Source organism: Nocardioides marmorisolisilvae (assembly GCF_003725775.1).
Lineage (GTDB): Bacteria > Actinomycetota > Actinomycetes > Propionibacteriales > Nocardioidaceae > Marmoricola > Marmoricola marmorisolisilvae.
Genome location: NZ_RJSG01000002.1, coordinates 2,180,135 through 2,204,156, shown reverse-complemented (window position 1 = coordinate 2,204,156; position 24,022 = coordinate 2,180,135). Strand labels below are relative to the sequence as shown.

Annotated in this window: 25 protein-coding genes; 17 read left to right on the top strand and 8 right to left on the bottom strand. The window is 70.5% G+C overall.

The genetic code is table 11. The features are described from left to right. Positions 1-18: 18 nt before the first annotated feature. Positions 19-2,133 (top strand): CDP-alcohol phosphatidyltransferase family protein, encoded by a 2,115-nt coding sequence (locus tag EFL95_RS14710; RefSeq protein WP_246004958.1) that lies wholly within the window; start codon positions 19-21, stop codon positions 2,131-2,133. Positions 2,134-2,148: 15 nt separating this feature from the next. On the opposite strand, the gene EFL95_RS14705 is transcribed toward EFL95_RS14710, so the two are convergent. Beyond that, positions 2,149-2,835, bottom strand: a complete 687-nt coding sequence (locus tag EFL95_RS14705; RefSeq protein ID WP_123234654.1) for an anti-sigma factor family protein — start codon at positions 2,833-2,835, stop codon at positions 2,149-2,151. Then, the gene (locus EFL95_RS14700; RefSeq protein ID WP_123234653.1) at positions 2,832-3,341 is read right to left on the bottom strand and encodes a sigma-70 family RNA polymerase sigma factor; all 510 of its coding nucleotides are present in this window, start codon (positions 3,339-3,341) and stop codon (positions 2,832-2,834) included. The genes EFL95_RS14705 and EFL95_RS14700 overlap by 4 nt, the downstream gene beginning before the upstream one ends. A gap of 172 nt (positions 3,342-3,513) precedes the next feature. Here EFL95_RS14700 and EFL95_RS14695 point away from each other — a divergent pair, with 172 nt between their 5' ends. The 5 genes from EFL95_RS14695 to EFL95_RS19575 all read left to right on the top strand — a co-directional run bounded on the left by EFL95_RS14695 (position 3,514) and on the right by EFL95_RS19575 (position 6,821). Beyond that, positions 3,514-4,104, top strand: a complete 591-nt coding sequence (locus tag EFL95_RS14695) for a hypothetical protein (protein ID WP_123234652.1) — start codon at positions 3,514-3,516, stop codon at positions 4,102-4,104. 99 nt (positions 4,105-4,203) lie between these two features. Further along, the gene (locus EFL95_RS19750) at positions 4,204-4,485 is read left to right on the top strand and encodes an ATP-binding cassette domain-containing protein (protein ID WP_221176395.1); all 282 of its coding nucleotides are present in this window, start codon (positions 4,204-4,206) and stop codon (positions 4,483-4,485) included. A gap of 23 nt (positions 4,486-4,508) precedes the next feature. Continuing rightward, complete coding sequence (locus EFL95_RS14690; RefSeq protein ID WP_281272217.1) at positions 4,509-5,162, top strand: AAA family ATPase; 654 nt, start codon at positions 4,509-4,511, stop codon at positions 5,160-5,162. Continuing rightward, positions 5,159-6,040 (top strand): ABC transporter permease, encoded by an 882-nt coding sequence (locus tag EFL95_RS14685; protein WP_123234651.1) that lies wholly within the window; start codon positions 5,159-5,161, stop codon positions 6,038-6,040. The genes EFL95_RS14690 and EFL95_RS14685 overlap by 4 nt, the downstream gene beginning before the upstream one ends. Before the next feature lies 1 nt (position 6,041). Further along, positions 6,042-6,821, top strand: coding sequence for a hypothetical protein (locus tag EFL95_RS19575; RefSeq protein WP_183407170.1), 780 nt, complete (start codon positions 6,042-6,044; stop codon positions 6,819-6,821). 12 nt (positions 6,822-6,833) lie between these two features. Here the strand turns inward: EFL95_RS19575 and EFL95_RS14675 are convergent, their stop codons facing one another. Beyond that, positions 6,834-10,895 carry a DUF11 domain-containing protein gene (locus EFL95_RS14675; RefSeq protein WP_123234650.1) on the bottom strand — a complete coding sequence of 1,354 codons (4,062 nt, stop codon included), beginning with the start codon at positions 10,893-10,895 and terminating at the stop codon, positions 6,834-6,836. Positions 10,896-11,038: 143 nt separating this feature from the next. On the opposite strand from EFL95_RS14675, the gene EFL95_RS14670 reads away from it, so the two are divergent. After that, entirely contained in the window at positions 11,039-11,704 is a 666-nt protein-coding gene (locus tag EFL95_RS14670) for a nitroreductase family protein (protein WP_123234649.1), read from the top strand. Next, entirely contained in the window at positions 11,697-12,203 is a 507-nt protein-coding gene (locus tag EFL95_RS14665) for a VOC family protein (protein WP_123234648.1), read from the top strand. The genes EFL95_RS14670 and EFL95_RS14665 overlap by 8 nt, the downstream gene beginning before the upstream one ends. Before the next feature lie 234 nt (positions 12,204-12,437). On the opposite strand, the gene EFL95_RS14660 is transcribed toward EFL95_RS14665, so the two are convergent. The 3 genes from EFL95_RS14660 to EFL95_RS14650 all read right to left on the bottom strand — a co-directional run bounded on the left by EFL95_RS14660 (position 12,438) and on the right by EFL95_RS14650 (position 14,526). Continuing rightward, positions 12,438-12,842: a cyclic nucleotide-binding domain-containing protein gene (locus tag EFL95_RS14660; RefSeq protein ID WP_123234647.1), complete on the bottom strand. Its 405-nt coding sequence runs from the start codon at positions 12,840-12,842 to the stop codon at positions 12,438-12,440. 87 nt (positions 12,843-12,929) lie between these two features. Continuing rightward, complete coding sequence (locus EFL95_RS14655; protein WP_123234646.1) at positions 12,930-14,201, bottom strand: cytochrome P450; 1,272 nt, start codon at positions 14,199-14,201, stop codon at positions 12,930-12,932. A gap of 22 nt (positions 14,202-14,223) precedes the next feature. Further along, positions 14,224-14,526 (bottom strand): hypothetical protein, encoded by a 303-nt coding sequence (locus EFL95_RS14650; protein WP_123234645.1) that lies wholly within the window; start codon positions 14,524-14,526, stop codon positions 14,224-14,226. 70 nt (positions 14,527-14,596) lie between these two features. Between EFL95_RS14650 and EFL95_RS14645 the strand changes: the two genes are divergently transcribed. The 3 genes from EFL95_RS14645 to EFL95_RS14635 are packed head-to-tail and all read left to right on the top strand — an operon-like array spanning position 14,597 to position 17,063. Continuing rightward, positions 14,597-15,892 carry an alpha-hydroxy-acid oxidizing protein gene (locus tag EFL95_RS14645; RefSeq protein ID WP_246004957.1) on the top strand — a complete coding sequence of 432 codons (1,296 nt, stop codon included), beginning with the start codon at positions 14,597-14,599 and terminating at the stop codon, positions 15,890-15,892. Positions 15,893-15,900: 8 nt separating this feature from the next. Continuing rightward, positions 15,901-16,794, top strand: a complete 894-nt coding sequence (locus EFL95_RS14640) for a haloalkane dehalogenase (RefSeq protein WP_123234644.1) — start codon at positions 15,901-15,903, stop codon at positions 16,792-16,794. A gap of 32 nt (positions 16,795-16,826) precedes the next feature. Beyond that, positions 16,827-17,063, top strand: coding sequence for a DUF3099 domain-containing protein (locus EFL95_RS14635; protein WP_123234643.1), 237 nt, complete (start codon positions 16,827-16,829; stop codon positions 17,061-17,063). A 27-nt stretch (positions 17,064-17,090) separates the two neighbouring features. Here EFL95_RS14635 and EFL95_RS14630 read toward each other — a convergent pair whose 3' ends face one another. Beyond that, complete coding sequence (locus EFL95_RS14630) at positions 17,091-18,260, bottom strand: acyl-CoA dehydrogenase family protein (protein ID WP_123234642.1); 1,170 nt, start codon at positions 18,258-18,260, stop codon at positions 17,091-17,093. A gap of 73 nt (positions 18,261-18,333) precedes the next feature. Here EFL95_RS14630 and npdG point away from each other — a divergent pair, with 73 nt between their 5' ends. Genes npdG through EFL95_RS14615 form a run of 3 tightly spaced genes read left to right on the top strand, consistent with a single transcriptional unit; the run spans position 18,334 to position 20,603 of the window. Further along, positions 18,334-19,011 (top strand): NADPH-dependent F420 reductase, encoded by a 678-nt coding sequence (npdG, locus tag EFL95_RS14625; RefSeq protein ID WP_123234641.1) that lies wholly within the window; start codon positions 18,334-18,336, stop codon positions 19,009-19,011. Between the two features lie 18 nt (positions 19,012-19,029). Next, positions 19,030-19,842, top strand: a complete 813-nt coding sequence (locus EFL95_RS14620; protein WP_123234640.1) for an acyl-CoA thioesterase — start codon at positions 19,030-19,032, stop codon at positions 19,840-19,842. Continuing rightward, entirely contained in the window at positions 19,842-20,603 is a 762-nt protein-coding gene (locus EFL95_RS14615) for an enoyl-CoA hydratase/isomerase family protein (RefSeq protein ID WP_221176393.1), read from the top strand. The genes EFL95_RS14620 and EFL95_RS14615 overlap by 1 nt, the downstream gene beginning before the upstream one ends. Here EFL95_RS14615 and EFL95_RS14610 read toward each other — a convergent pair. Continuing rightward, positions 20,600-21,157, bottom strand: a complete 558-nt coding sequence (locus tag EFL95_RS14610) for a TetR/AcrR family transcriptional regulator (protein ID WP_183407169.1) — start codon at positions 21,155-21,157, stop codon at positions 20,600-20,602. The two genes, EFL95_RS14615 and EFL95_RS14610, sit on opposite strands and share 4 nt — an antisense overlap. A gap of 96 nt (positions 21,158-21,253) precedes the next feature. Between EFL95_RS14610 and EFL95_RS14605 the strand changes: the two genes are divergently transcribed. Genes EFL95_RS14605 through EFL95_RS14595 form a run of 3 tightly spaced genes read left to right on the top strand, consistent with a single transcriptional unit; the run spans position 21,254 to position 24,014 of the window. Further along, positions 21,254-22,849 (top strand): MDR family MFS transporter, encoded by a 1,596-nt coding sequence (locus EFL95_RS14605; protein ID WP_221176392.1) that lies wholly within the window; start codon positions 21,254-21,256, stop codon positions 22,847-22,849. Positions 22,850-22,853: 4 nt separating this feature from the next. Continuing rightward, complete coding sequence (locus EFL95_RS14600; protein ID WP_183407168.1) at positions 22,854-23,684, top strand: phosphatase PAP2 family protein; 831 nt, start codon at positions 22,854-22,856, stop codon at positions 23,682-23,684. 30 nt (positions 23,685-23,714) lie between these two features. Continuing rightward, entirely contained in the window at positions 23,715-24,014 is a 300-nt protein-coding gene (locus tag EFL95_RS14595) for a metal-sensitive transcriptional regulator (protein WP_123234636.1), read from the top strand. The last annotated feature ends 8 nt before the right edge of the window (positions 24,015-24,022 follow it).

Here is a 24,022-nt window from a genome sequence, read left to right as displayed (position 1 = left end):
CCTAGATACGGAGGCACGGTGCACCAGGTTCATCGGACGCAGGATTCCCTGACCGGGGCGAACCTGGTCACCGCCTTCCGGTTCCTGCTCGCGGGCGCTCTGGCCGTTGCTGCTGTGCTCGACGCCCCGCGCCCGCTGCTGGGCGTTCTGGCCGGACTCGCCCTGCTGAGCGACTTCGTCGACGGCCGGCTCGCCCGCGCGACCGGGACCGTCACCCGCCTGGGCTCCCGCCTGGACCCCGAGGCCGACGCGCTGCTGATCCTGGTGCTGAGCTCGATCGCCGCGGGCGACCTCGGGCTGTGGGTCGTGGCCCTGGGGCTTTCCCGCTACCTGTTCGGTGCCCTGTTCGCGGCCGTGCCGGCGCTGCGCACGCCCCCTGCGGGACCGCGCCCGTGGTGCCGCACGGTCGCCGCGACCACCGGGATCACCCTGGCCGCGGTCGTCGCGCTGCCCCTGCCGCACCTGGTCGCGGAGGTCGCGGTGGTGGTCGTGGCGGTGCTGCTGGGGGAGTCCTTCGTGCACGAGGGGGTCGACCGCTGGCGGGCGCCCCGAGGACCGCTGGTGCTCCCGTACCCGACGATCCTGGCCTTCGGCGCGCTCTGGGCGGCCGCGGCCGCCTCCCACCCGTTCCGGGCGCCGCTCGAGCTCCTGGTCATCGTGCCCCTCGCGCTCATCCCGGTACGTCGCCTGCGGATCGCCCTGACCGCCGTCCTCGGCCTCCTGCTCGGTGTGCTGGTGCTGGTCACGATCCTCAACGCGTCCTTCCAGACCGTCTTCGAGCGCGACTTCGACCTCGTCGGCGACTGGTCCTACCTCGGGCCGGGTGTCGGCGTGCTCGGTGACTCGATCGGGATGGGCCTGGCCCGGGTGGTCGCGGGGCTGGCGGTGTTCGCCGCGGTCGCCGTGCTGGTCCTGGTTCCGCTCTGTGCCGTCCGGGTGGTCGCGGCTGCCCGGCGCCAGCGCCGCTTCGTGAACCCGGCCGTCGGCGTGCTGGCGACCGTGGGCCTGCTCGGCGCCGCCACCGGGATGCCGCTGGCCGCCGCGGGCGCCAGCCGCCTCACCGCCGACGAGGTGCACCAGCTGAGGTTCGACGTGGCCGACACGCGGGCCTTCAACCAGCAGATCGCGGTCGATGCCTACGCGAGTCAGGCGAAGGCCGACCCGAAGAGCCTGGTCGCCGGGCTGGCCGGCAAGGACGTGCTCGTCGTCTTCGTCGAGTCCTACGGCCGGGTGGCGGTCCAGGGAACGTCGTACTCGAAGGGCATCAACCAGGTGCTGGCCACCGGGACCCACCAGCTGAACCAGGCCGGCTACACGATCCGCAGCTCGTTCCTGACCTCCCCGACGTTCGGCGCCGGGTCCTGGCTGGCGCACTCGAGCTTCGAGTCCGGGCTGTGGGTGAACAGCCAGCGCCGCTACCGCCAGCTGCTCGGTGCGGACCGGGTCACCCTGACCAGCCTGTTCGGCGCGGCCGGCTGGCACACCGTCTTCGACGTGCCGGCCGACACCCAGGACTGGACCCAGGGCCAGGACTACTACAAGTTCCAGCAGTACTACGACTCGCGCAACGTCGGCTACCGCGGCCCGAAGTTCGGCTACGCGCCGATCCCCGACCAGTACACGCTCTCGACGTTCCGCAAGCTCCAGCTGGCTCCCGGGTTGGACCATGGGCACCGCAAGCCGGTGTTCGCCGAGATCGACCTGGTCTCCAGCCACCACCCGTGGACGCCGCTTCCGACGATGATCCCGTGGAGCCAGGTCGGCAACGGCTCGGGGTACGACGCGATGCCGCAGCGCCCGACGCTGGCGCAGGTCTTCTCCGATCCGGCTCGGGTGCAGACGATGTACGGGAAGTCGATCGAGTACACCTGGCAGGCGCTGACCGGGTTCCTGACCACCTACCCGGATCCGAACCTGGTGGTGATCGCGCTCGGGGACCACCAGCCGCACGGCTACGTCAGCGGCCCGCACCCCGGGCACGACGTGCCGATCAGCGTGATCGCGCAGGACCCGAAGGTCATCCAGCGGATCGCGGGCTGGAACTGGCAGCCGCAGCTGCAGCCCACCCCGGACGCAGCGGTGTGGCGGATGGACACCTTCCGCGACCGGTTCCTCGACGCCTTCAAGCGCTGAGGACCAGGGCCGCGCTCAGTCGTTGACGAGCCGCAGCACGGCGCGGCCGCCGGCGGTCCGCACGGACACGCTGGCGATGTCGCCGGGCGCAGCGGCGGTCGCTGCCTCGATCTTCAGCGTCTTCCCGGGCTGCGCCTTCCAGGAGGCGACCTGCTCGGTGGTGCCGTCGGTGCGGGTGACGAACATCGAGTAGCTCACCGGCCGGGTGGCGCCGTACGCGTCGGCCGAGGCATACGAGCAGGTCAGGTTCAGCCGGGTGCCCCAACCGACCCTGGTGAGCGAGACCCAGCCCGAGATCGGCACCGTGCCCACCGGCGTGAACCGCTGCGCCTGGGAGGTCGCCACGACGCTGGAGCCCGTGTCGTTCGAGGAGTGGTCGACGGTGACACCGGCGACCACGCCGGCAGCAGTGGCTGCGGCGGCGACCAGGCCGACCGTCGCCCAGGTGCGCCGACGCCGGGCGCGGCGCACCCGGAAGAGCAGGCCGGGCAGCAAGGTGGCAGGCACCGGCTCCGGCTGGTGGTCCGCGTCGAGGGTCTCCACCGGCACGCGGGCCAGCAGCCCGGGGAGCCCGGCCAGCTCGCGCACCGAGCGGGTGCAGGAGTCGCAGTCCTCCAGGTGCCTCTCGAACGCGGCCCGGTCCTCGGGCGAGAGCGCCCCCAGGACGTAGGCGCCGTCGTCGTGCTCGAATCCGCAGCTCATCGGCCGACCCCCATTTCCTCCAGCGCCAGGCGCAGGGCGCGCAGCGCGTAATGGGTGCGGCTCTTCACCGTGCCCGGCGGTACGCCGAGCCGGGTGGCCGCCTCCGCGACCGATCGCCCCCGGTAGTAGCACTCGAGCAGCACCGCGCGGTGCTCCTCGGACAGCTGGGTCACGGCCTCGGCGACCACCCAGGCCTGGAGCAGGGTGTCGGTCTCGTCGACCGTCTCCCGCGGCTCCGGCACGTCGTCGGTGCTGCGCTCGTTCTGGAAGCGCTTGCTGCGCCACTCGTCGATCGTCAGGTTCCGCGCCACGGTGAACAGCCAGGAGCGCGCCGAGCGTCGTGACTGGTCCAGCACCTCAGGGTGCTGCCAGGCGCGCAGCAGCGTCTCCTGGGCGAGGTCCTCGGCGCGCAGCCGGTCCCCGGTCAGGTGCAGGCAGAAACCCCACAGCGCGGCTGCGTGCTCGTCGTGCAGCTGCTGCATCAGCGCGGTCGGGTCGTCGGCCATGGCTCGGTGTCCACCTCCACACCAGTACACGTAGATGGTGGCACTTTGGTTCACACCGGTGCGATCGGGAACTTTTCGGGTCCCAGGACTCCCTGTCCGCGCGCACAGGAACGGGACAGGCAACGCCTCCACCGTGGGTCGGGCAAGCAACACGACACCAGGAGGAAACGAGATGGACCGATCGACGATCGTGCGCACCGGCGTAGCCGGGGCCATCGCGGGCATGGGGCTCGCGGTCGGCGGCGTGGCGATGGCGAACGCCGACACCGGCACCGCCACCGACACAGCCACCACGTCCACGACCCAGCAGCAGCCCGGCCCGCGTGACGGCGGGCAGCTGGCCGCCACGCTGGCCAAGCAGCTGGGCCTGAGCGAGAGCAAGGTCAAGGCCGCGCTCGACGCCGTGCGCGAGGACCAGAAGCCGACCAAGCCGGCCGACGGCACCAAGCCCACGCCGCCGACCGCGGCCGAGCGGGCTGCGCACCAGGCCGCCTTCATCAAGGCGCTGGCGGCGAAGCTCGACGTGTCCGAGGCCAAGGTCAAGGCAGCCCTCGCGGTCGCGCAGACCGAGGCCCGGGCGGACGAGCGGGCGCAGCTGAAGACCAAGCTCGACGCCGCGGTCAAGGCCGGCACGCTGACCGACGCCGACGAGGCCTCGGTGCTGAAGGCCTTCGACGCCAAGGTCATCGGCGGAGGCGGCTTCGGCGGCCCGGGCGGCCCGGGCGGCCCGGGCGAGCACGGAGGCCCGCCGCCGGCCTCCTGACGGAGGCACGCGGGGCCCGGGCGGATCAGTCCGCCCGGGCCTTGCCGTTCACCTGCCGCGTTCATCGCAGGTTCAGGTGGACCTTCGTACGTTCCTGGCATGAACTCAGCACTGGCAGTCGACGCCCAGGGCGTCTCGAAGTCGTTCGGCGCGGTGCGGGCCGTCGTCGACGTCTCCCTCCAGGTCGCTCCCGGCGAGGTCTACGGAGTCCTCGGCCCCAACGGCGCGGGCAAGACGACCCTGCTGCGGATGCTCTTCGGGCTGATCCAGCCCGAAGAGGGGGAGATCCAGATCTTCGGCCGGACCTGGAAGGACTCCGGGGTCTCGGTCCTCGACGGGGTGGCCGGATTCATCGAGAGCCCGCGGTCTACCCCTACCTGACCGGACGGCAGAACTTGGTGGGCATGGCCCGCCTCGATGGCGGCGCGCCCAAGGGTCTGGTCGAGGAGGTGCTGGACGTCGTCGACCTCTCAGACCGCGCCGACCGCAAGGTCGGCGGCTACTCCTACGGCATGAAGCAGCGCCTCGGCGTGGCAGCGTCGCTGCTGCGCCGCCCCAGCCTCCTCGTGCTCGACGAGCCGGCCAACGGCCTGGACCCGGCCGGTATCCGCGACATGCGGGCGCTGGTGAAGCAGCTGGCCGACAGTGGACTGACGGTGCTGCTCTCCTCCCACCACATGGACGAGGTCGAGGAGATCTGCGACAACGTCACCATCATGAGCAGGGGCAGCGTCTCCTTCCACGGCTCGATCACCGACCTGCGTGCGATGGCCCCGGACCCCGGCCACCTGCTGCGCACCTCCGCGGACGACAGGGCGCTCGGGCTGTCCGAGCAGAACCCGGGCGTCACCGTCACGCGAACCGAGGATGCGCTGCGGGTGGCCGGCCAGGAGGACGCCGTGGCGGCGTACGTCGCGGACCTGGTCCGCAACGGTATCCGGCTGCGCGCGTTCACCCCGACCGAGACGCCCTTGGAGGCGCTGTTCTTCATGCTCACCGACGATGCCGAGCACGCGGACGCCGAGCACCGTCACCTGCTGAAGGGGGTGACTCGATGACGAACCTGTCCGCCGCCGAGAAGCGGATCATCACTGCCGGCCCGGCCCCGGGGTCCGGCCGGACCGCCGGGCTGGGCGCCGTGCTCGTCTGGGAGCTGCGCAAGCTGAGCTCCCAGCTGCGGGCCAAGCTGGTGCTGCTCGGTGCCCTGCTCGGGCCGATCCCGGTGGTCGCCGCGATCAACGCCCAGGCCCAGGCGCCCAAGGACACTCTCTTCGGGCGCTACGCCACGACCTCGGGGTACTCGCTCTCGCTGCTGATCCTCGGCTTCGCCGGGCAATGGGCGCTCCCGCTGCTCACCTCGATCGTGGCGGGGGACATCTTCGCCAGCGAGGACCAGCACGGCACCTGGAAGACGGTGCTGACCCGCTCGGCCAGCCGGACGACGATCTTCTGGGCCAAGGTCATGACCGCCTTCGGCTTCGCCACGGTGATGGTCGCGGTGCTGTCCGCCTCGACCATCGCCGCCTCGGTGCTCCTGGGCGGCAGCGACCAGCTGACCGGGGTCTCCGGCCAGCTGATGAGCAACCACGAGGCACTGCGTCTGGTCGCGGAGAGCTGGGCCAGCACCCTGCTGCCCACACTCGGCTTCACCTGCCTCGCCATCCTGATCTCGGTGGCCACGCGCAGCACGGCGGCCGGCATCGCGGCCCCGGCCGTGCTCGGCATGCTGATGCAGCTGGTCGGCTCGCTCGGCAGCATCGCCGGCCTGCGGGCCGTGCTGCTGAGCACGCCGTACGAGGCCTGGCACGGATTGCTGGCCGCGCCACGGTTCACCGGACCTCTCGTTGACGGACTCGTGGTCTCGGCCGTCTGGTCGGTCGTCTGCCTGGCCGTCTCGTTCGTCCTCGTCCGTCGTCGCGACATCACGGGAGGCTGACATGCGACGCATCATCATCACCCTCGTTCTGGCCCTGGCTGCGATCGGCTGCGCTGCGGCGATCGCCAGTGCTGTGGGCGGCGGCACCTCGATCACCCGGGCGCGCCTCGAGCGGTCCCTGCCGGCCACGTTCGCGAACCAGTACGTCCAGCAGGCAGCGCTGCTCGGGCACACCGGCATCACGCCGGCGTCGCTGCAGGCCAAGGCGATGTGCGAGAAGGGCGGACCCGGCATGCCCGACAAGGGTCCGGGCTCCGACTGGATCTGCCTGGTCGGCTGGCAGGACCCGAACGTGCCGATGCCTCCCGAGGGCTACGGCAAGTTCGAGCTGACGGTGCACTCCAACGACTGCTACACCGCTGGCGGTCCGAGCAAGCTGGTCGGCTTCCAGACCATCAACGACACCCAGGGCCGCACGGTCAACAACCCCGTCTTCGAGTTCGACGGCTGCTTCGACCCCAACGGTGACGACCAGCCGACCGGGAACAGCTACCCGTCCGTCCTCCAGGTGACCAGCACGGTGCTGTCGGCGGACGTGTCCGGCAGGACGGGCGTCCAGGTCAGCTGTGGAGCGGGGGCCAACGGCTGTGCCGGGGTGATGACGATCTCCGACGGAACCCGGTCACTCGGTTCGGTGCACTACGACCTGCAGGAGCAGGCCACACCGACCCTTTCGCTTCCCCAGGCCGTCCCGGTGGACGCGCAGGAGCTGACGTTCACGTTCGCGCCGAGCACCGGGATCGCGCCGCCGAAGCCGACGACGATCCCGGTGCAGCGCTGAGGCGCCCGCGGCTCAGGCCGCGTGCATCCCGCGGAACGGGCTCCGACGCCGGCCGTACAGCACCAGCAGGCCACCCAGGGTGAGCAGCCCGAGGTCGAGCAGCAGCATGGCCGGGGTCACCGAGGTTCCCGTCGGCGGCAGCGGGCTCGGGGTCGGCGTCGGCGGCGTCACGATCACGCAGCCGTTGACCTCGACGCTCGCGCTGGCCGTCAGGTCGTCGGCGTTGGTGGCGGTCAGCGTGGCGGTGTTGTCGTACGTCGCGCAGCTGTCGTTCGTGGTGTCGCTGACGACGTGGATCACCTCGCTGTCACCCGGGCCCAGGTCCACCGCGTCGCAGTGCAGCGTCTGACCGGAGTCACCGTCGGTGATCGCGCAGTTGTCCGGAGCCGTGTCGATGCCCCAGCTGATGCCGTCGCCGCCCGGCAGCGGGTCGTCGATCTCGACGCCCTTCGCCGTGCCGGTGCCCTCGTCGTCGCCGTTGGAGGCGGTGACGGTGAACCCGATCTGGTCACCGGCGGTGACGGTGTCGGCGTCGGCGACCTTGGTCAGCGCCGGGTCCGGGCAGAGCACCGCGGTCGAGGCCGAGGACTCCTTGCCGGGCGCGTTCGTCGTGGTCAGCGTGGCCGTGTTGTCGTAGGCGGCGCAGCTCTGCGGCGTCGTCTGCGCGGACACGTGGATGACCGCGTCGAACTCGATGCCGACGTCGCCCAGCGTGCAGTCGAGCGTCTGGGCGCCCTGGGCCCCGTTGATGGAGCACAGCACGTTTGCACCGTCGCCGGTGACCACCACGTCACCCCAGGTGACGTCGGATCCGGTCGGGGCGGGCAGCGGGTCGTGGATCTCGACGCCCTTGGCGGTGCCGTTGCCGCTGTTCGCCACCTCGATCGAGAAGCCGATCGGGTCGCCGGCGCTCACCGAGTCGGCGTCCGCCGTCTTGGTGAACGTCAGGTTCGGGCAGAGCACCTGGGTGGTCGCCTCGTTCGAGGAGATCGTCGCGTCCGGACCGTTGTTCCAGGTCAGGGTCGCGGTGTTGTCGTAGGTGCCGCACGAGTTGAGGTCGGCGTTGAACACCGTGCTGCTGGTGATGTGCACCGTCTGGGTGTCACCGGCCTGGCCGGTGGCGTCCAGGTCGCCGGTGCAGCTCAGGGTCTGGTCCGGGGCACCGGTGATGGCGCAGTTCAGCGGGCCGGTGGACCCGTCGATCGACCAGTGCACGCCCTGACCGCCCGGCAGCGGGTCCTCCACGTCGACACCCAGCGCCTGGCCGGAGCCGTTGTTGGAGATCGTCACCGAGAACCCGATGTCGTCACCGACGTCGACCGAGCTGTCGTCGGCGGCCTTCTGGACCACCACGTCGGCGCAGAGCACGTGCGTGGTGTCCTCGCCCTCAGGGGCCTGCGGGGTGTTCGACGCGGTCAGCGTGGCGGTGTTGTCGTAGGTGCCGCACTGCAGGAACGACGTCGGAGCGGTGATGTGCACGATCTGCGTGGCGCCGGCGGCGAGCGTGCCGGTGCAGGTCAGCGTGTTGTTGTCGATGCCGCAGTCCAGCGGTCCCGAGGTGTTGGCGTCGTCGATCGTCCAGGTCACGCCCGCCGGCAGCGGGTCGTTGATCACTGCGCCGGTGGCAGCGCCGTCCCCGGTGTTGTGGGCGGTGATCGTGAACCCGATGTCGGTCCCGGCGTTCACGTTGTCGGCGTCAGCCTTCTTCGCGAGGTCCAGGTCCGGACACAGCACGTCGGTCGACGCGGTCGCGTTCGGGGCGTTGTTGACGTTGTCAGCGCTCACCGTGGCCGTGTTGCTGTAGGTGCCGCAGGAGTTGTGGTCGGCGTCCCACGACGTGCCGCTCACCACGTGCACGGTCTCGGAGGCCGCGGCGTTGAGGCTGCCGGTGCACTTGAGCGTCTCGGTCGGGGGGTTCCCGTCGATGGAGCAGGTCAGCGGACCGGTCGAGGTCGCGATCGTCCAGTTGATCCCGCTGCCGGCGGGCAGCGGGTCGTTGACGAGCACGCCGCTGGCGGTGCCCTGGCCGTCGTTGGTCGCGGTCACGGTGAACCCGATCTGCGATCCGACGTTCACGGTGGCGTCGTCAGCCGTCTTCGAGATCGCCAGGTGCGGGCACAGCACGGTCACCGTCGCGACATCGCTGTCGGTGCCGGTTCCGTTGGTGGTCGTGATCGTGGCCTTGTTCTTCACCGTGCCGCAGTCGGCCGGCGAGGTGGTGGCGCTGATGTGGATCACCGGGAGCGAGCCCGGGCCGTCGACCTGCGTGAAGTCGCAGTCGAGCACCTGGCTGCCGACCGCTCCGCTGATCGCGCAGTCGGTGTAGGCCGGGTCCAGGGCCCAGTTCAGGTCGCCGTTCGCGACGCCGTCCGCCCCGACCGGCAGGGTGTCGTGCACGTGCACGCCCTTGGCCGGGACCGCGCCGTCGTTGGTCACGGTGAGGTCGAAGCCGATCTTCTCCCCGGCGCTCACCGGGCCCGGCGGGTTGGCCGACTTGGCCACGTCCACCTGGGCGCCGACGACGTTGACGGACTCGTTGGCGTCGTCACAGGCGCCCGAGACCGGGTCGTTGAAGCTGTTGCCGGCGTACGAGGCCACCCAGACGTACTTCCCGGCCGCGGTCGGGTCGTAGGTGCCCGAGGTCGTCGCCGCACCGGAGGCGTTCAGGGCGCCGGTGGTGGTGAAGACCGGGGTGTCGTTGGTGCAGGTGGCCGGGATGGTCACGTAGGGGCCGTAGAGCTTGAAGCTCACGTTCTCGCCGGTCACGGTGCCCGGCACGAAGTCGGTCAGCTGCGCGGTGTCACCCAGGGTGGTGAAGCCCAGGCCGGGGGAGTGGTCCCCGGTGACGGCGATCTGGGTGGAGATCTTCGGCGTCGCGTGGGAGATCGTGAAGCACTCGGTGGTCTTGTTGGTGTGCGAGCCCGGCAGGTAGTTGTGATCGTTCGCGCTCGGGGTGAATTCCGCGCGCCAACAATAGGTACCGACCGCTGTGGTCGCAGCTCCGGAGGCGTTGTCCGAGGTGGCTTGTCCGCTGCCGTCCAGGGGCTTGGTGGCGCCGACCTTGGTGCCGCCGGTCGAGCAGTCGCCGCCGTTGGTGGTCACCGTCGAGGGCGAGCACAGGAAGAAGTCGACCGAACCGACGCCCGGGGCCTGACCGGTTCCGACAGTGACCGAGTCGCTCTGGGAGGAGCCCGGGGCGTTCAGGTTCCCGTTGCCGCTCGCGGTGGTGCTGATCGGGGGCGCGACGCAGGTGGAGTCGGGGGCGACGCTCAGCGGTGCCATGTAGCCCTTGAGGTTGCCGTTGTGCGTCTGGCCGGTGATCGAGCGCAGGTAGACGCTGGCCGCAGAGGCACCCGGACAGCTCGGCTCGATACCGGTCAGCGCGGTGATGTCGAGCGCGGTCTCGAAGAAGCTGCCGGCTACCTGGGTGGTGCCGCGCAGCGGGTCGCTGATCGAGGCGGTGTTGATGGCCGTGGTGATGCTGGCGTTCGAGCTGGTGCACGTCGTGCCGTAGTTCGACTGCGAGGTGAACGAGCAGGCGCTGTCGAAGGTGGGGGATCCGGAGCCGACCGACGAGATGTAGAAGACGGCGCCGCCGTTGCTGCGGTTCGGCTGGGGGGTGCCGTCACCGCCGACGTTCGCGCCGGAGTTGTCGATCTCGATGGCGTAGCCCTGGGTGCCCGAGGTGTCCGTGCGCTCCCAGGCGACGAAGACGTAGAAGTGGCCGCCGACCACCCGGCTGGTGGCGTAGGCCTGCTCGAAGTTGGTCTTGTCGGGGGTCGACCCGGAGGACTGCCAGCCCGAGGGGTCGGCGTCGTCCTTGCCGGCGGTCTTGTAGGTGCCGCCCTGGTTGGTCGACTGGACGGCGATGCCCGGGGTGTTCCAGTCGTCGCCGGCGGGCGTGCACGTCGCCTGCGTCATGTCGCCGTCGATCTCGAAGTTCCCCGGGATCGGGCACGGCGACGCGGCCTGCGCGGGTGCCCCGAGGAACGCGATGCCGGCCCCAGCCAGCGCGAGTGCCGAGATGATGCTGCCGACCCGACGGAATCCGGTCGACCTACGATGTGCCCCCATGGTTGAAACCCCTTATTCCGCAGTTGTCCGTGCAGTCTGCTTCCGGGGGCGGCTCATTGGCGAGACAGGCAGTGTTCTGTAGCCCAACTGGTCTAGGCGGGTTCGACCGTTAGGTTGGACAACCGCGACGAACGGAGGATCCGGTGGAGCTCTACGAGGTGATGCGGACGACCGCCGCGGTGCGCGAATTCACCGCCGATCCGCTCCCGGACGAGGTGCTCGCGAGGATCCTCGAGAACGCCCGGTTTGCCCCGAGTGGCGGCAATCGTCAGGGCGCGCAGATCCTCGTCGTGCGTGATCGGGAGACCCGCGAACGGCTCGTCGAGCTGACCGCGACGGGCGCCCGGCGCTACACCGCCCAGGTCGTGGCGGGTGAGGGGCCGTGGAACTCGGTGACTCCGACCGCGGTTCCGGCCGAGCAGATCGCCGCGACCGACGTCCTGCCGCACTTCACCGAGCCGTTGCGCAACGCAGCGGTCGTTCTCGTCGTCTGCGTCGACCTCCGGCTGGTCGCGTCCGTCGACCAGGACCTCGACCGGGTCGGCGTGATCAGCGGAGCCTCGGTCTACCCGCTGGTGTGGAACATCCTGCTGGCCGCGCGCAACGAGGGCTTCGGCGGGACCATCACCACGATGGCGGTCGCCGAGGAGCCGGCGGTCAAGGAGCTGCTCGGCGTGCCGGACCCGTACGCCGTTGCGTGCGTGGTGCCGATGGGCAAGCCTGTGAAGCAGCTGACCAAGCTGCGCCGGGTCGAGGTGGCCGACCTCGCCCGCCGGGAGAACTGGGACGGAGGCCCCTTCGATGCCTGAGCCAACAGGAGCCGAGCTCGACGCCATCAACGCCGAGCGGGAGCGGATCCGGGACCAGTACCTGCTCGAGGGCGACGCCCGACCGGCGTCGACGGCGCGCGGGCTGCACCACTTCGCGATCGTTGCCCGCGACGTCGAGGAGACCGTGCAGTTCTACTCAGGGCTGCTCGGCTTCCCGCTGACCGACATCTTCGAGAACCGCGACTACACCGGGTCGAACCACTTCTTCTTCGACATCGGCAACGACAACCTGATCGCGTTCTTCGACTTCCCCGGCCTCGACGTGGGCCCGTACGCCGAGGTTCTCGGCGGTCTGCACCACGTGGCCATCTCCGTCGAGCCGGAGAAGTGGGAGGTGCTCAAGAAGCGTCTCGAGGACGCCGGTGTGGAGTACCAGAGCGAGAGCGGCACCTCCATCTACTTCCGCGACCCCAACGGCGCCCGGCTCGAGCTGATCGCCGACCCGCTGGGGGAGATGTACGGCACGAAGGTGCTCTGAACACCCAGCACTGAGGTTGCTCCGACAGTGAAGCGCCCCGGGGCCGACAGGGGTCGGCCACGGGGCGCTTCGGACCTTCGGCGCACACTTTGGGGGCGTTAAAGCCTCCGGTCCCAACCCCGCCGCCCTGCTCTGGGGGACACAACGGCGGGACGAAGACCGGCGCCGTACGAGCCGGCCTTCATCCAAGTGACGAACGTCCGCGCGATCGATGACGCGCGAGCCGGTGAACTTTTACTGGCTGCGGTCGGCCAGGGCGCGCTCGACCTTCTCCCGGATGTCGGGAGCGTCCTCGAGCAGGCGTCGGAACGCGTGGCCCTCGATGACCAGGGCGTGCACGCTGGTCCGGGCTGTCACGGTCGCGGTGCGCGGCCCACCGGTGAGCAGGGCGATCTCGCCGAAGAAGTCGCCGGCGCCGAGGGTGTTGATGACCTCGTCGCCCTTGATCACGTCGGCCTCGCCGTCGACGATCACGACGAACTCCTGGCCGTCGGCGTCCTGGGTGGTCAGCTTGCGCCCGGCGCTCAGGTCGATCTCGTCCGCGATCGCCGCCACCTCGGCGACCTCCGTCGGCGTGCAGTCGCCGAAGAGCGGGAGCGAGCGGATGAGCTCGGCCTTGGCGTCCTTGTGCAACCTCATGGGGGGAACCTAGACCGAAGGCGGGGGTCCTGTCTTCACCTGCGGCGGCGCAGCGCGACCGGTCTAGGCGGACCGCGCGTCGGTGTATCAGGCGCGGCGCCGGTACCTCATCACGCAGTCGCCGTCCGACCGCGCCACCCCGCCGATCTGCGCCGGGACCGGCACCGGGTACGTCGGCCACAGGGCGTCGACGTCGTACTCGCCCAGCAGGTGGGTCACCGCCATCGACATCGCGGAGACCGAGAAGGGCTGTGCAGGGCAGGTGTGCTTGCCGTGCCCGAAGGCGGTCACCAACGTCACCGAGGCCAAGGCGCTGGGGTCGGCGAGCCGGCTGCGGTTCCACCGCTCGGGCCGCCACTCGTCCAGGCCGGGTGCTGCCGACGTGTTGGTCAGCGGCAGCAGCGTCGCGATGGTGGCACCGGCTCCGACCCGGTACGTCGTGCCGCCGACGTCGAGGTCGACCGGCTCGAGCACGGTCCGGCCCATGATCGAGCGTTGCGCCAGCCGGGTGGATTCCAGGGTGCACTGGTGGGCCAGCTCGGTGTCGCCGGCGCGGATGGCGGCCTGCTGCTCGGGGTGCTCGACGAGGTCGACCAGCGCCCAGCCCAGGGCTGCGGCCAGGTTCGACATCGACGCCACGTGGATCAGCGCCACGTCCCACGCGATCCCGCGCTCGCGGTCCGGGTCGCCGTCCCAGGCCGCGACGATGCGCGCGAACAGGTCGCTGGCTCCCGGGCGGTCGATGCTCGCGCCGACGACCGCGGTGATCTCGTCGAGGGCAGCCTTCTCGGCGGCCTTGCCCGACGCCGCCACGGCGGCCATCGCGTCCGGGTGCACGAAGGCATCGGAGCCGTCGAGGGTGTCGAAGGCGGCGACCAGCCGCTCGAAGTCGTCGCCGCTCGCACAACCCGGTCCGGCCCAGGAAGCCAGACCCATCCGGTGGGCGAGCCGCCTGGTCAGGCCGAAGACGTCGACGGTCCCGGACGTGCCGAGCTCGGAGGAGGTGGTGTCCAACGCCTCGCCCAGGTTGTCGAGGTAGGTGGCCACGTCGCCCTTGCGGAACAGCGAGCCGGGGAGCGTCCGGCGTCCCTCGAAGATCTCGTCCGGGAGCTTGCGCCGCAGCATCAGGTAGTCGGCGACGCCCTTGCTGGCCTTCTCCTCGGGCAGCGCGTAGAACGACTCGACGCCGGTCGGGGAGAACGTGAAGAGGTAGCGGTCACGCCCGGTCTCCACGACGAAGGTGTCGCCGTACGCCGCGCGCGCCCGGGCCAGCACCGCGACGGCGTCGTCGACCGGCACGTCCCAGGGCAGGCCGACGCCTTCGGCCAGGGGAGGAGAAGGAGTGATGTCGGCCCGCACAGGCCGGATCCTAGGACGCCGATCAGTCGAAGGGCACGCCCATCGCGATGATCTCGCAGGCGACGGCCAGCTGGTGGCGGAGACCGGCGCGCATCTCCGGGTAGGCCATCAGCAGCATCAGCGCAGCCGCCGACCGGGCCCGCTGGCCGACGTGTCCGTCGGGGAGACGCTTGCTCAGCGTCCAGCTGAAGGTGATCGCCTCGTTGCAGAGGGTGACCAGGAGCTCGCGGTCGTAGGCACCCTCCGCTCCTTCGTGCTGGGCCAGCCGCGCGTAGACGGCTGACCGGACCGAGGTGAGGAGCTCGGGAGAAGGAAGTGCGCTCATGCCAGGTCAACGAGCCGACTGGCTATTTGTTACGGAATGTCCGATTAACAGGTTCCCCTAGGGTGTCCCCGTGCAGCAGAGCAACCGCGGTCCGGGCCGGACCCGTCAGGAGCAGATCTACCGCGACGGCGTGTTCGGGCGGGTTCCCGCGGTGCCGGCGGACTTCGCCACGCTCGAGGCGCGGGCGAAGGAGGTCAGCACCCCGCGGGCCTGGGCCTACGTCGCCGGCGGTGCTGGCGAGGGCCGGACGATGCGCAACAACCGGGCGGCCTTCGACCGGTGGGCGATCGTCCCGCGGATGGCGCACGGCAACACCACCCGCGACCTGTCCCTGGACCTGCTCGGCAGCCGCCTGCCGGCGCCGGTGCTGCTGGCCCCGGTGGGAGCGGGCGCGCTGATGGGCGAGGACAGCGACCTCAAGATCGCCCGCGGTGCCGCCGCCAACGGGATTCCGTACGTGTTCTCCAACCAGGGCTGCAACGCGATGGAGGACACCGCTGCCGAGATGGGCGAGACCCCGCGCTGGGTGCAGCTCTACTGGAGCACCGACGAGGGTCTGGTCGACAGCATGCTCGCCCGGGCCGAGGCGATCGGTGCCGGCGCCCTGGTGGTCACCCTCGACACCACCCTGCTCGGCTGGCGCCCGATGGACCTGAACATCGGCTCGCTGCCGTTCAGCCAGGGGCTCGGCATCGCGCAGTACACCTCCGACCCGCGGTTCGCCGAGATCGTGCGCGAGCGCATCGCCGCCGCGGCCGGGGCGGCCAAGGAATCGACCGAGGTGACGCTCGGCGCGATCAAGACCCTGCTCGCGATGACCCGCAACCACCCCGGGGCGTTCCTGGAGAACCTGCGCTCCCCGGTCCCGCGCGCCGCCGTCGAGACCTTCCTCGACATCTACTCCAACCCGGGCCTGAGCTGGGACCACCTCGCGACCCTGCGGGAGCGCACCCAGCTCCCGGTGGTGCTCAAGGGGATCCTGCACCCGCACGACGCGAAGCGGGCCTTCGACTCCGGGGTCGACGCGATCGTGGTCTCCAACCACGGCGGCCGCCAGGTCGACAACGCGATCGCCTCCCTCGACGCGCTGGTGACGATCCGGGAGGCGGTCGGCGACGACCCGACCGTGCTGCTCGACAGCGGCATCCGCACCGGCGCCGACGTCTTCACCGCGCTGGCCCTCGGTGCGAACGCGGTGCTCCTCGGCCGGCCGCACATGTACGGACTGGCCATCGCCGGTGCCCAGGGTGTCGCGGAGGTGGTCGCCAACGTGATCGCCGAGCTGGACCTGACCATGGCTCTCTCGGGAACGGCCGACCTCGCCTCGATCACGCGCGAGTGCGTGGTGCCCAACCCTTCCGCGTAGGAGACCCCATGCAGACCGTCCGCACCCCCGACGAGCGCTTCGCCGACCTTCCCGACTACCCGTTCGCGCCGCACTACGTCGACCTCGCCGGCGACCTGCGGCTGCACTACGTCGACGAAGGTCCGCGGGACGGCAAGCCGGTGCTGATGCTGCACGGCGAGCCGTCGTGGTCCTACCTGTACCGGTGGATGATCCCGGTCTTCGCCGAGGCCGGGTACCGCGCGGTCGCCCCGGACCTGATCGGGTTCGGGAAGTCGGACAAGCCGACGAAGATCTCCGACTACTCCTACCAGCAGCACATGGACTGGATGACCGCCTGGCTCGAGGCGATCGACCTGCGCGGGATCACGCTGATCTGCCAGGACTGGGGCTCGCTGCTCGGCCTCCGGCTCGCGGCCGAGAACGCGGACCGCTTCGACCGCATCGTCGTCGCGAACGGGTTCCTGCCGACCGGCGACCGCGACCCCGGTACGGCGTTCAAGATCTGGCGGGCGTTCGCGACGTACTCCCCGGTGCTGCCGGTCGGCCGGATCGTCGCGCAGGGGACCCGGCGCACGTTGAGCCCGGCCGAGCGGGCGGCGTACGACGCGCCGTACCCGTCGTCGAAGTACAAGGCCGGCGCTCGCGCCTTCCCGCGGCTGGTGCCGATCAGCCCGAACGACCCGGCGGCTCCGGCCAACCGCGAGGCCTGGGCCGCGCTCGGTCGCTGGGAGAAGCCGTTCCTCACGCTGTTCGGTCGCAACGACCCGATCCTCGGCAACGCCGACAAGCCGCTCCAGGAGCACGTCCCCGGTGCGGCCGGTCAGCCGCACGACCGGGTCGCCGGAGGGCACTTCGTGCAGGAGGACGCCGGCGAGGAGATCGCCCGGCGCACCGTGGAGTGGATCGCCCAGGCTGATTGAGCCTGTCGAAATCCCGCGGGTACCGTCGGGAGATGGGCCGAGCCCCGCGACGTCGCCTCTACTTCTGGCTGATGGGCAGCTGCATCGCGCTGATCCTGCTGGCCTGGAACGTGGTGCGCTTCTGGTCGATCCCGGCCGCCGTGATCATGAGCATCGTGGCGGCCGTGATCCCGCCGGTCGCCGCGATCGCCGGCAACTGGGGGGCGATGCGCGACTCAGAGCCGCCCACCGTGCACGACTGGCACGAGCGGCCCGACCCGGACCGCTAGGTTTCGGGGCTCGCGGGCGCTCGCACCTCAACCAGCGACAGTGATGGAGCCGTTGTTGTCCTTGTCCAGGGCGCGGCCGATGACCATCCGCTGGATCTGGTTGGTGCCCTCGAAGATCTGCATCACCTTCGCCTCGCGCATGTAGCGCTCGACCGGGAAGTCGCGGGTGTAGCCGTAGCCGCCGAGCACCTGGACCGCGTCGGTGGTCACCCGCATCGCGTTGTCGGTGGCCACCATCTTGGCGATCGAGGCCTCCTTGCTGAACGGGAGGCCGGCGTCCTTGAGGCGGGCGGCGTGCAGCATCATCGCCCGCGCGGCCTGGATGCCGGCCTCGGCGTCGGCGAGGATGAAGGCCAGACCCTGGTGGTCGATGATGCGCTCGCCGAAGGTCTCGCGCTCCTTCGCGTAGGCGACCGCCTGGTCCAGCGATCCCTGGGCGAGGCCGGTGGCCACGGCGGCGATGCCGAGGCGGCCGGAGTCGAGTCCGGCCAGCGCGATCTTGAGCCCGTCGCCCTCGTTGCCCAGCCGCCGCTCGACGGGGATCCGGACGTTCTCGAAGAGCATCGTCGCGGTCGGGGAGCCGGTCAGGCCCATCTTGTGCTCGGCCGGGTCGGCGCTCAGGCCGGGGGTGTCGGCCGGCACCAGGAAGCAGGAGATGCCGGTCCGCTCGTCCGACGTACGGGCCATCACCTTGTAGTAGTCGGCACGGCCGCCGTGGGTGGTCCAGGCCTTGGTGCCGTTGAGGACGTACTCGTCGCCGTCGCGCCGGGCGGTGGTGCGCATCGCCGCCGGGTCCGAGCCGGCGTGCGGCTCGGAGAGGCAGTAGGCACCGAGCAGCTCCCCGCCGAGCATGTCCGGGAGCCACTCCTGCTTCTGCTCCTCGGTGCCGTAGCTCACGAGTCCGAAGCAGGACAGCGCGTGCACCGAGACACCGACACCGACGCTCGCCCAAACGGCGCCGATCTCCTCGAGCACCTGCAGGTACACCTCGTACGGCTGCCCGCCACCGCCGTACTCCTCGGCGTACGGGAGGCCGAGGATGCCGGCCCGTCCGAGCATCCGGAAGGCCTCCCGGTCGAAGGCGTCGTTGCGCTCGGCGGTGGCCGCGCGGGGGAGCAGCTCCTTGGTCGCCAGGTCGCGGACCAGCTTGAGCAGGTCGGTCGCCTCCGGGGTCGGCAGCACGCGGCGCGCAGTCATTCCTCGAGGGTAGTGCTGACCGGCCGCCGGACCCCGGTCAGGGGCGCCCGGAGCGCGTGAGAGAGTCCTGCCCATGAGCAGCCTGCCTGAGTCCATCGCCGGTAAGACCCTCGCCGTTCTCGGCGGCACCGGCCCGCAAGGTCGTGGCCTGGCCCGCCGCTTCGCGCAGGCCGGTTTCGCGGTGATCATCGGTGGACGCAACGCGATGCGCAGCTCGGAGGTCGCGGACGCGCTGTCCGCCGAGATCGGCATCGGGGTCGCCGGCACCGACAACCTGACCGCTGCCACCAACGGCGACATCGTGCTGGTCGTGGTGCCCTGGGAGGGCCACGCCGAGCTGCTCACCGAGCTGAAGCCGGCGCTCGCGGGCAAGATCGTCGTCGACTGCGTGAACCCGCTCGGCTTCGACAAGCAGGGCGCCTACGCCCTGCCGGTCGAGGAGGGTTCGGCGACCCAGCAGGCTGCCGCGATCCTGACCGACAGCACCGTGGTCGGCGCCTTCCACAGCGTCAGCGCCGTCGTGCTCGAGGACCCGGAGATCACCGAGGTGAACACCGACGTGCTGGTGCTCGGCGACGACCGCGAGGCGACCGACACCATCCAGGCGCTCGCCGACGTGATCCCCGGCGTGCGGGGCGTCTACGGCGGCCGGATCCGCAACGCCCACCAGGTCGAGGCCCTCACCGCGAACCTGATCAGCATCAACCGCCGCTACAAGGCGCACGCGGGCATCCGCGCCACCGACATCTAGCCACCGGATTCCGGCCCCATGTCCGACCAGCCCGGCGACCTGCGCGACCTGCTCCAGCTGGAGAAGGTCGAGGAGGACACGTTCCGGGCGAACTACGTCTTCGACGAGGACTGGCCGTTGTACGGCGGGCAGGTCGCGGCGCAGGCCCTGCTGGCCGCCGGCCTGACGGTCACCGATCGTGCCGGCGGGAACGGTCGGCACCCGCACTCGCTGCACGGGTACTTCCTGCGCCGCGGTGACGCGTCGATGCCGACGCTGTTCAAGGTCGACCGCGACCGCGACGGGCACTCGTTCTCGGCCCGCCGCGTGGTGGCGATCCAGCGCGGCGAGGTGATCTTCTCCACCGCGGTCTCCTTCGCCGACCCGGCCTACGGCATGGAGCGCCAGGCACCCGAGCTCCCTGCGGTGACCGCCCCCGAGGACAGCCTGACCTGGGTGGTGCCGCGGATGTTCTCGATGGAGGTCCGGATCCCGCCGGAGGACGGGATCACCGCCTGGCCGGCCCGGTTCTGGTCGCGGTTCACCACCGAGATCGGCGACGACGTGCTGCTCAACGCAGCAGCGCTGACCTACCTCTCCGACGTCTCGGCCGACCTGCACAGCTTCTCCACCGACGGCTTCATCCCGGCGGCGAGCCTGGATCACGCGGTGTGGTTCCACCACCCGGCCCGGCTCGAGGACTGGATGTTCACCGACCACACCGCGCGGGCCATCGCCGGTAACCGTGGCCTGTACACCGGGTCGGTGTTCGACCGCTCCGGCCGGCTGGTCGCGACCATCGCCCAGGAAGCGCTCTACAAGAGGTTCGCCCGAACGGAAGGCTCCGTCTGATGCCCGTCTCCTACGCGTTCTCCGACGGGATCGCCCGGATCACCCTCGACGACGGTGACCGCGGCAATCCCATCCACCCCGACTCCGTCGCCGCCCTGCGCGACGCCGTCCGGCGCTCCGGTACCGACGGAGCCCGGGTGATCCTGCTCAGCGCGACAGGTCGGTTCTTCTCCGTCGGCGGCGACATCGCGAAGTTCGGTGCCGCGGAGGACATCAGCGCCTTCGTCGACGACCTCGCCGAGGACCTGCACCGCACCGTCAGCGAGCTGGTCCGCTCGCCGGCGATCGTCGTCTCCGCGGTGCACGGGATGGCCGCCGGCGCCGGCTTCCCCCTGGCAGCGGCGGCGGACGTCGTGCTCGCCGCGCGGTCCGCGAAGTTCACCCTCGGCTACACCAAGATCGGCTTCAGCGTCGACGGTGGCACCAGCCTGCTGGTGCACAGCCTCGGCCTGCACCGGGCGCTGCGCCTGGCGCTGCTCAACGACGTGATCACCGCCGACGAGGCGTACGCCGCCGGCCTGGTTGCCCGGGTCGTCGAGGACGACCAGCTCGCCGCGACGGCTGAGGCGATCGCGGTGCAGCTCGCGTCCGGTTCCGCGACCGCGCAGGCCGCCACCAAGCAGCTGCTGCGCGCGGTGGCCGAGGAGTCGCCGGAGAGCGTGCTGCGGGCCGAGTCGCTCTCGATCCGCGCCCGGGCCGCCGAGCCCGACGGTCGCGAGGGCGTGCGGGCCTTCCTCGAGAAGCGCCCGGCCACGTTCTAGGGCATGAGCTCGAGCGCGAGGCGCCGAGCCTCGGCGAGGATCTCCTCGTCGGGGGCGTCGATGCCCGAGCCGACGAAGCCGGCCATGTTGATCGTCATCAGCGCCAGGCGCACCCGCAGCTGCTCCTCGACCGACGCGGTCTCCGGGGCCAGCAGGCTGTAGAGCTCGGTCATGCACGCGACCATGCCGCTGCGGTCCGGGCGGATCTGGTGGATCACGTGCCGGTTGGCCATCACGAAGCGGAACGCGGTGATGCCGTGCGCCTGCATGATCGTGGTCCAGCGCTCGAGCACGTCGCGGCGCAGCGTCTCGTCGACCGGCTGCTGGCGGGCCCAGGCGACGAGCTCCTCGACCTGCTCCTCGATGTCGGCGAGCAGGGCGAGCACGATCGCGTCCTTGCCCTCGAAGTGGTAGTACAGCGCGGCCTTGGTCATGCCGAGCTGCTCGGCGATCTCGCGCATCGAGGTGGCGTCGTACCCCTTCTCAGCGAAGAGCGCGAGGGCAGCGTCGAGGATCCGCTCACGGGTGAGGGTCGGCGCCTGGGTGCTGGTCACGGGGAGGAGCATAATCCGCTTGCTGACCGATCGGTTAGTAGATTAGTTTACCGATCGGTAAGCGGCGGGTGAACACGGCGGAGGGCGCAGGAGATCATGGCGGAGCAGGTTCCGGATCCGGGTCCGGCGACCATCACGGCAGACGGCCAGGCGGCGCTCACGCCCCGGCAGATCATCACCGCGATGAGCGGCCTCGTGGTCGCGATGCTGCTGGCGCAGCTCGACAACATGATCGTCGCGCCGGCGCTGCCGACCATCGTCGGCGACCTCGGCGGGCTCAACCACCTCTCGTGGGTGGTGACCGGCTACATCCTGGCCTCGGCGGTGGCGACGCCGCTGTGGGGCAAGCTCGGGGACCTGATCGGCCACAAGTACACGTTCATGGCCTCGATCGTGCTGTTCCTGATCGGCTCCGCCCTCTGCGGCCTCTCGCAGAACATGACCGAGCTGGTGCTCTTCCGCGCGTTCCAGGGCCTGGGTGCCGGCGGCCTCCTGGTCGGCATCATGTCCGTGGTCGGCATGCTGGTCCCGCCGCGCGAGCGTGGCAAGTACATCGGCGTGATGATGGCCGTGATGCCGGTCGCGATGATCGGCGGGCCGCTGGTCGGCGGGTTCATCACCGACCACATGTCGTGGCGCTGGAACTTCTACGTGAACCTCCCGCTCGGCGCGCTCGCGCTGATGGTGATCTGGTCGACGCTGCACCTCTCCCACGAGACCCGGCCGCTGAACAAGGTCGTCATCGACTGGTGGGGCGCGGGTGTGCTGACGACCTGGATCGTCGCGCTGGTGCTGGGCATCACCTGGGGTGGCACCGAGTACCCGTGGGGCTCCTGGCAGATCGTCTCGTTGTTCTCGGTGGCGGCCGTCGGCCTGGTGGTCTTCCTGCTCATCGAGCGCCGCGCCGAGGAGCCGGTCATCGGCCTGCACCTGTTCTCGAACTCCAACTTCCGGCTGTCCACCGCACTCGGCTTCGTGGCCGGGTTCGCGATGTTCGGCACGATCACCTTCCTGCCGCAGTTCCAGCAGTTCGTGCAGGGGCAGTCGGCCACGAACTCCGGCCTGCTGCTGATGCCGATGATGCTCTCGGTGATGGCGCTGTCCCTCGGCGGCGGCCAGATCATCAGCCGCACCGGTCGGTACAAGGCGTTCCTCGTCGTCGGCATGGTGCTGCTCGGCGCCGGCCTGTACCTGTTCTCCACGATGGACGTCGGCACCTCGACCGGCCGCACCGCGATCTTCATGGTCGTCCTCGGCGCCGGCCTCGGCTGCCTGATGCAGACCACGAACCTGGTGGCGCAGAACAGCGTCCCGGTGCGCGACCTGGGCGCCGGCACCGGCACCTTCACCTTCGTGCGGACCCTCGGTGGCTCGATCGGCGTCGCGGCCCTGGGCGCGATCTACACCCACCAGCTCAACGGCTCGCTGAGCGACAAGTTCGGCGCGAAGGCCGACCTCGGCTCCAAGGTCTCGGGCCTGACCCCCGCGGCGCTGAAGGGGCAACCGGAACAATTCGTCTCCGCCTTCAGGGGTGCCGTGGCGACCGGGACGCACTCGATCTTCCTGATCGCCTCGACCCTGACCGTCGCCGGATTCGTGATCGCGTGGTTCGTCCGCGAGGTTGCCCTGCGAGGAAGTGGTCCCTCGACTGCCGAGAATGCCGTCACAACGGTCGAAGAAGTGGGAGTCTGATCCAATGGCCGTCATCGAGACCACGGGGACCTCGGGGGCAGCAGCTGCTGCTGCGCCCTCTTCCCGGCGTCTGTTCTCGGTCCGCGGACTGGTCGAGATCGGGTTCCTGGTCGGCCTCGCGATCATCTACAACCTCGTCCGCGCCGGCGGCGGCGCTGCCCACGAGATCGCCGGCAAGACCCACGCGCGCCACATCGTCGACGCCGAGGGCTGGTTCTTCGACAAGGTCGAGCTCGGCATCAACCACTGGATCGCCGGCGTCACGGTGCTGGCCGTGGCGGCCTGCTACTTCTACGCGCTGATGCACTACGTCGCCACCCCGGTGGTGCTGCTGGTCTCGCGCAAGAAGGGCGGCTGGAAGTACTGGCGCGGCTACTGGGCCCTGGTGCTCGCCTGCGCCATCGCGCTGGTCAGCTACGCGAACTTCCCGGTCGCCCCGCCTCGACTGCTCTCGGGTGACGGCGCGATCGACATCATGCGCCAGTTCTCGCAGTACGGCTGGTGGGGCGATGCCGCGTCGGCGCCGCGCGGGCTGGGTGACGCCACCAACCAGTACGCCGCGATGCCGTCGCTGCACTTCGGCTGGTCACTGTGGTGCGGGATCCAGATGTGGGGCTTCGGCTCGAAGAAGTGGAAGATCGCCGCGGTGGCGTACCCGACCCTGCAAGCCCTGGTCGTGATCGCCACCGCGAACCACTTCGGTCTCGACGTGCTCGGCGGCGCGGTGTGCACGCTGCTGTCCTTCGGGATCGTCACCGTGGTCGGCCGGGCGCTCGGCAAGACCGGCCCCAAGGCGAAGGCGAAGCAGGAGCTGGAGGACGCGGTCGCCGCTTGAATTCATACCCCAGGGGGGTATGGTTGAAGCATGAGCACGCACCAGCACTCCTACCTCGCCCACGACACCAAGGGTGACTACCTCAAGCGGCTGCGCCGGATCGAGGGCCAGGCCCGCGGTCTGCAGCGGATGGTCGAGGAGGAGCAGTACTGCATCGACATCCTCACCCAGGTCTCCGCGATGACGAAGGCACTGCAGGCGGTCTCGCTCAGCCTGCTCGACGAGCACCTCGGGCACTGCGTCCTCGAGGCCGCGAGGGCCGGCGGCCCCGAGGCGGAGGAGAAGCTCAAGGAAGCCTCCGACGCGATCGCCAGGCTGGTGCGGTCGTGAACGGGGAG

Coding starts and splice junctions, on each gene's coding strand:
- EFL95_RS14705 (WP_123234654.1), bottom strand. CDS start 2,835: ATGAGCTGCGGATTCGAGCACGACGACGGCGCCTACGTCCTGGGGGCG.
- EFL95_RS14700 (WP_123234653.1), bottom strand. CDS start 3,341: ATGGCCGACGACCCGACCGCGCTGATGCAGCAGCTGCACGACGAGCAC.
- EFL95_RS14695 (WP_123234652.1), top strand. CDS start 3,514: ATGGACCGATCGACGATCGTGCGCACCGGCGTAGCCGGGGCCATCGCG.
- EFL95_RS19750 (WP_221176395.1), top strand. CDS start 4,204: ATGAACTCAGCACTGGCAGTCGACGCCCAGGGCGTCTCGAAGTCGTTC.
- EFL95_RS14690 (WP_281272217.1), top strand. CDS start 4,509: ATGGCCCGCCTCGATGGCGGCGCGCCCAAGGGTCTGGTCGAGGAGGTG.
- EFL95_RS14685 (WP_123234651.1), top strand. CDS start 5,159: ATGACGAACCTGTCCGCCGCCGAGAAGCGGATCATCACTGCCGGCCCG.
- EFL95_RS19575 (WP_183407170.1), top strand. CDS start 6,042: ATGCGACGCATCATCATCACCCTCGTTCTGGCCCTGGCTGCGATCGGC.
- EFL95_RS14675 (WP_123234650.1), bottom strand. CDS start 10,895: ATGGGGGCACATCGTAGGTCGACCGGATTCCGTCGGGTCGGCAGCATC.
- EFL95_RS14665 (WP_123234648.1), top strand. CDS start 11,697: ATGCCTGAGCCAACAGGAGCCGAGCTCGACGCCATCAACGCCGAGCGG.
- EFL95_RS14660 (WP_123234647.1), bottom strand. CDS start 12,842: ATGAGGTTGCACAAGGACGCCAAGGCCGAGCTCATCCGCTCGCTCCCG.
- EFL95_RS14650 (WP_123234645.1), bottom strand. CDS start 14,526: ATGAGCGCACTTCCTTCTCCCGAGCTCCTCACCTCGGTCCGGTCAGCC.
- EFL95_RS14640 (WP_123234644.1), top strand. CDS start 15,901: ATGCAGACCGTCCGCACCCCCGACGAGCGCTTCGCCGACCTTCCCGAC.
- EFL95_RS14635 (WP_123234643.1), top strand. CDS start 16,827: ATGGGCCGAGCCCCGCGACGTCGCCTCTACTTCTGGCTGATGGGCAGC.
- EFL95_RS14630 (WP_123234642.1), bottom strand. CDS start 18,260: ATGACTGCGCGCCGCGTGCTGCCGACCCCGGAGGCGACCGACCTGCTC.
- npdG (WP_123234641.1), top strand. CDS start 18,334: ATGAGCAGCCTGCCTGAGTCCATCGCCGGTAAGACCCTCGCCGTTCTC.
- EFL95_RS14620 (WP_123234640.1), top strand. CDS start 19,030: ATGTCCGACCAGCCCGGCGACCTGCGCGACCTGCTCCAGCTGGAGAAG.
- EFL95_RS14615 (WP_221176393.1), top strand. CDS start 19,842: ATGCCCGTCTCCTACGCGTTCTCCGACGGGATCGCCCGGATCACCCTC.
- EFL95_RS14605 (WP_221176392.1), top strand. CDS start 21,254: ATGGCGGAGCAGGTTCCGGATCCGGGTCCGGCGACCATCACGGCAGAC.
- EFL95_RS14600 (WP_183407168.1), top strand. CDS start 22,854: ATGGCCGTCATCGAGACCACGGGGACCTCGGGGGCAGCAGCTGCTGCT.
- EFL95_RS14595 (WP_123234636.1), top strand. CDS start 23,715: ATGAGCACGCACCAGCACTCCTACCTCGCCCACGACACCAAGGGTGAC.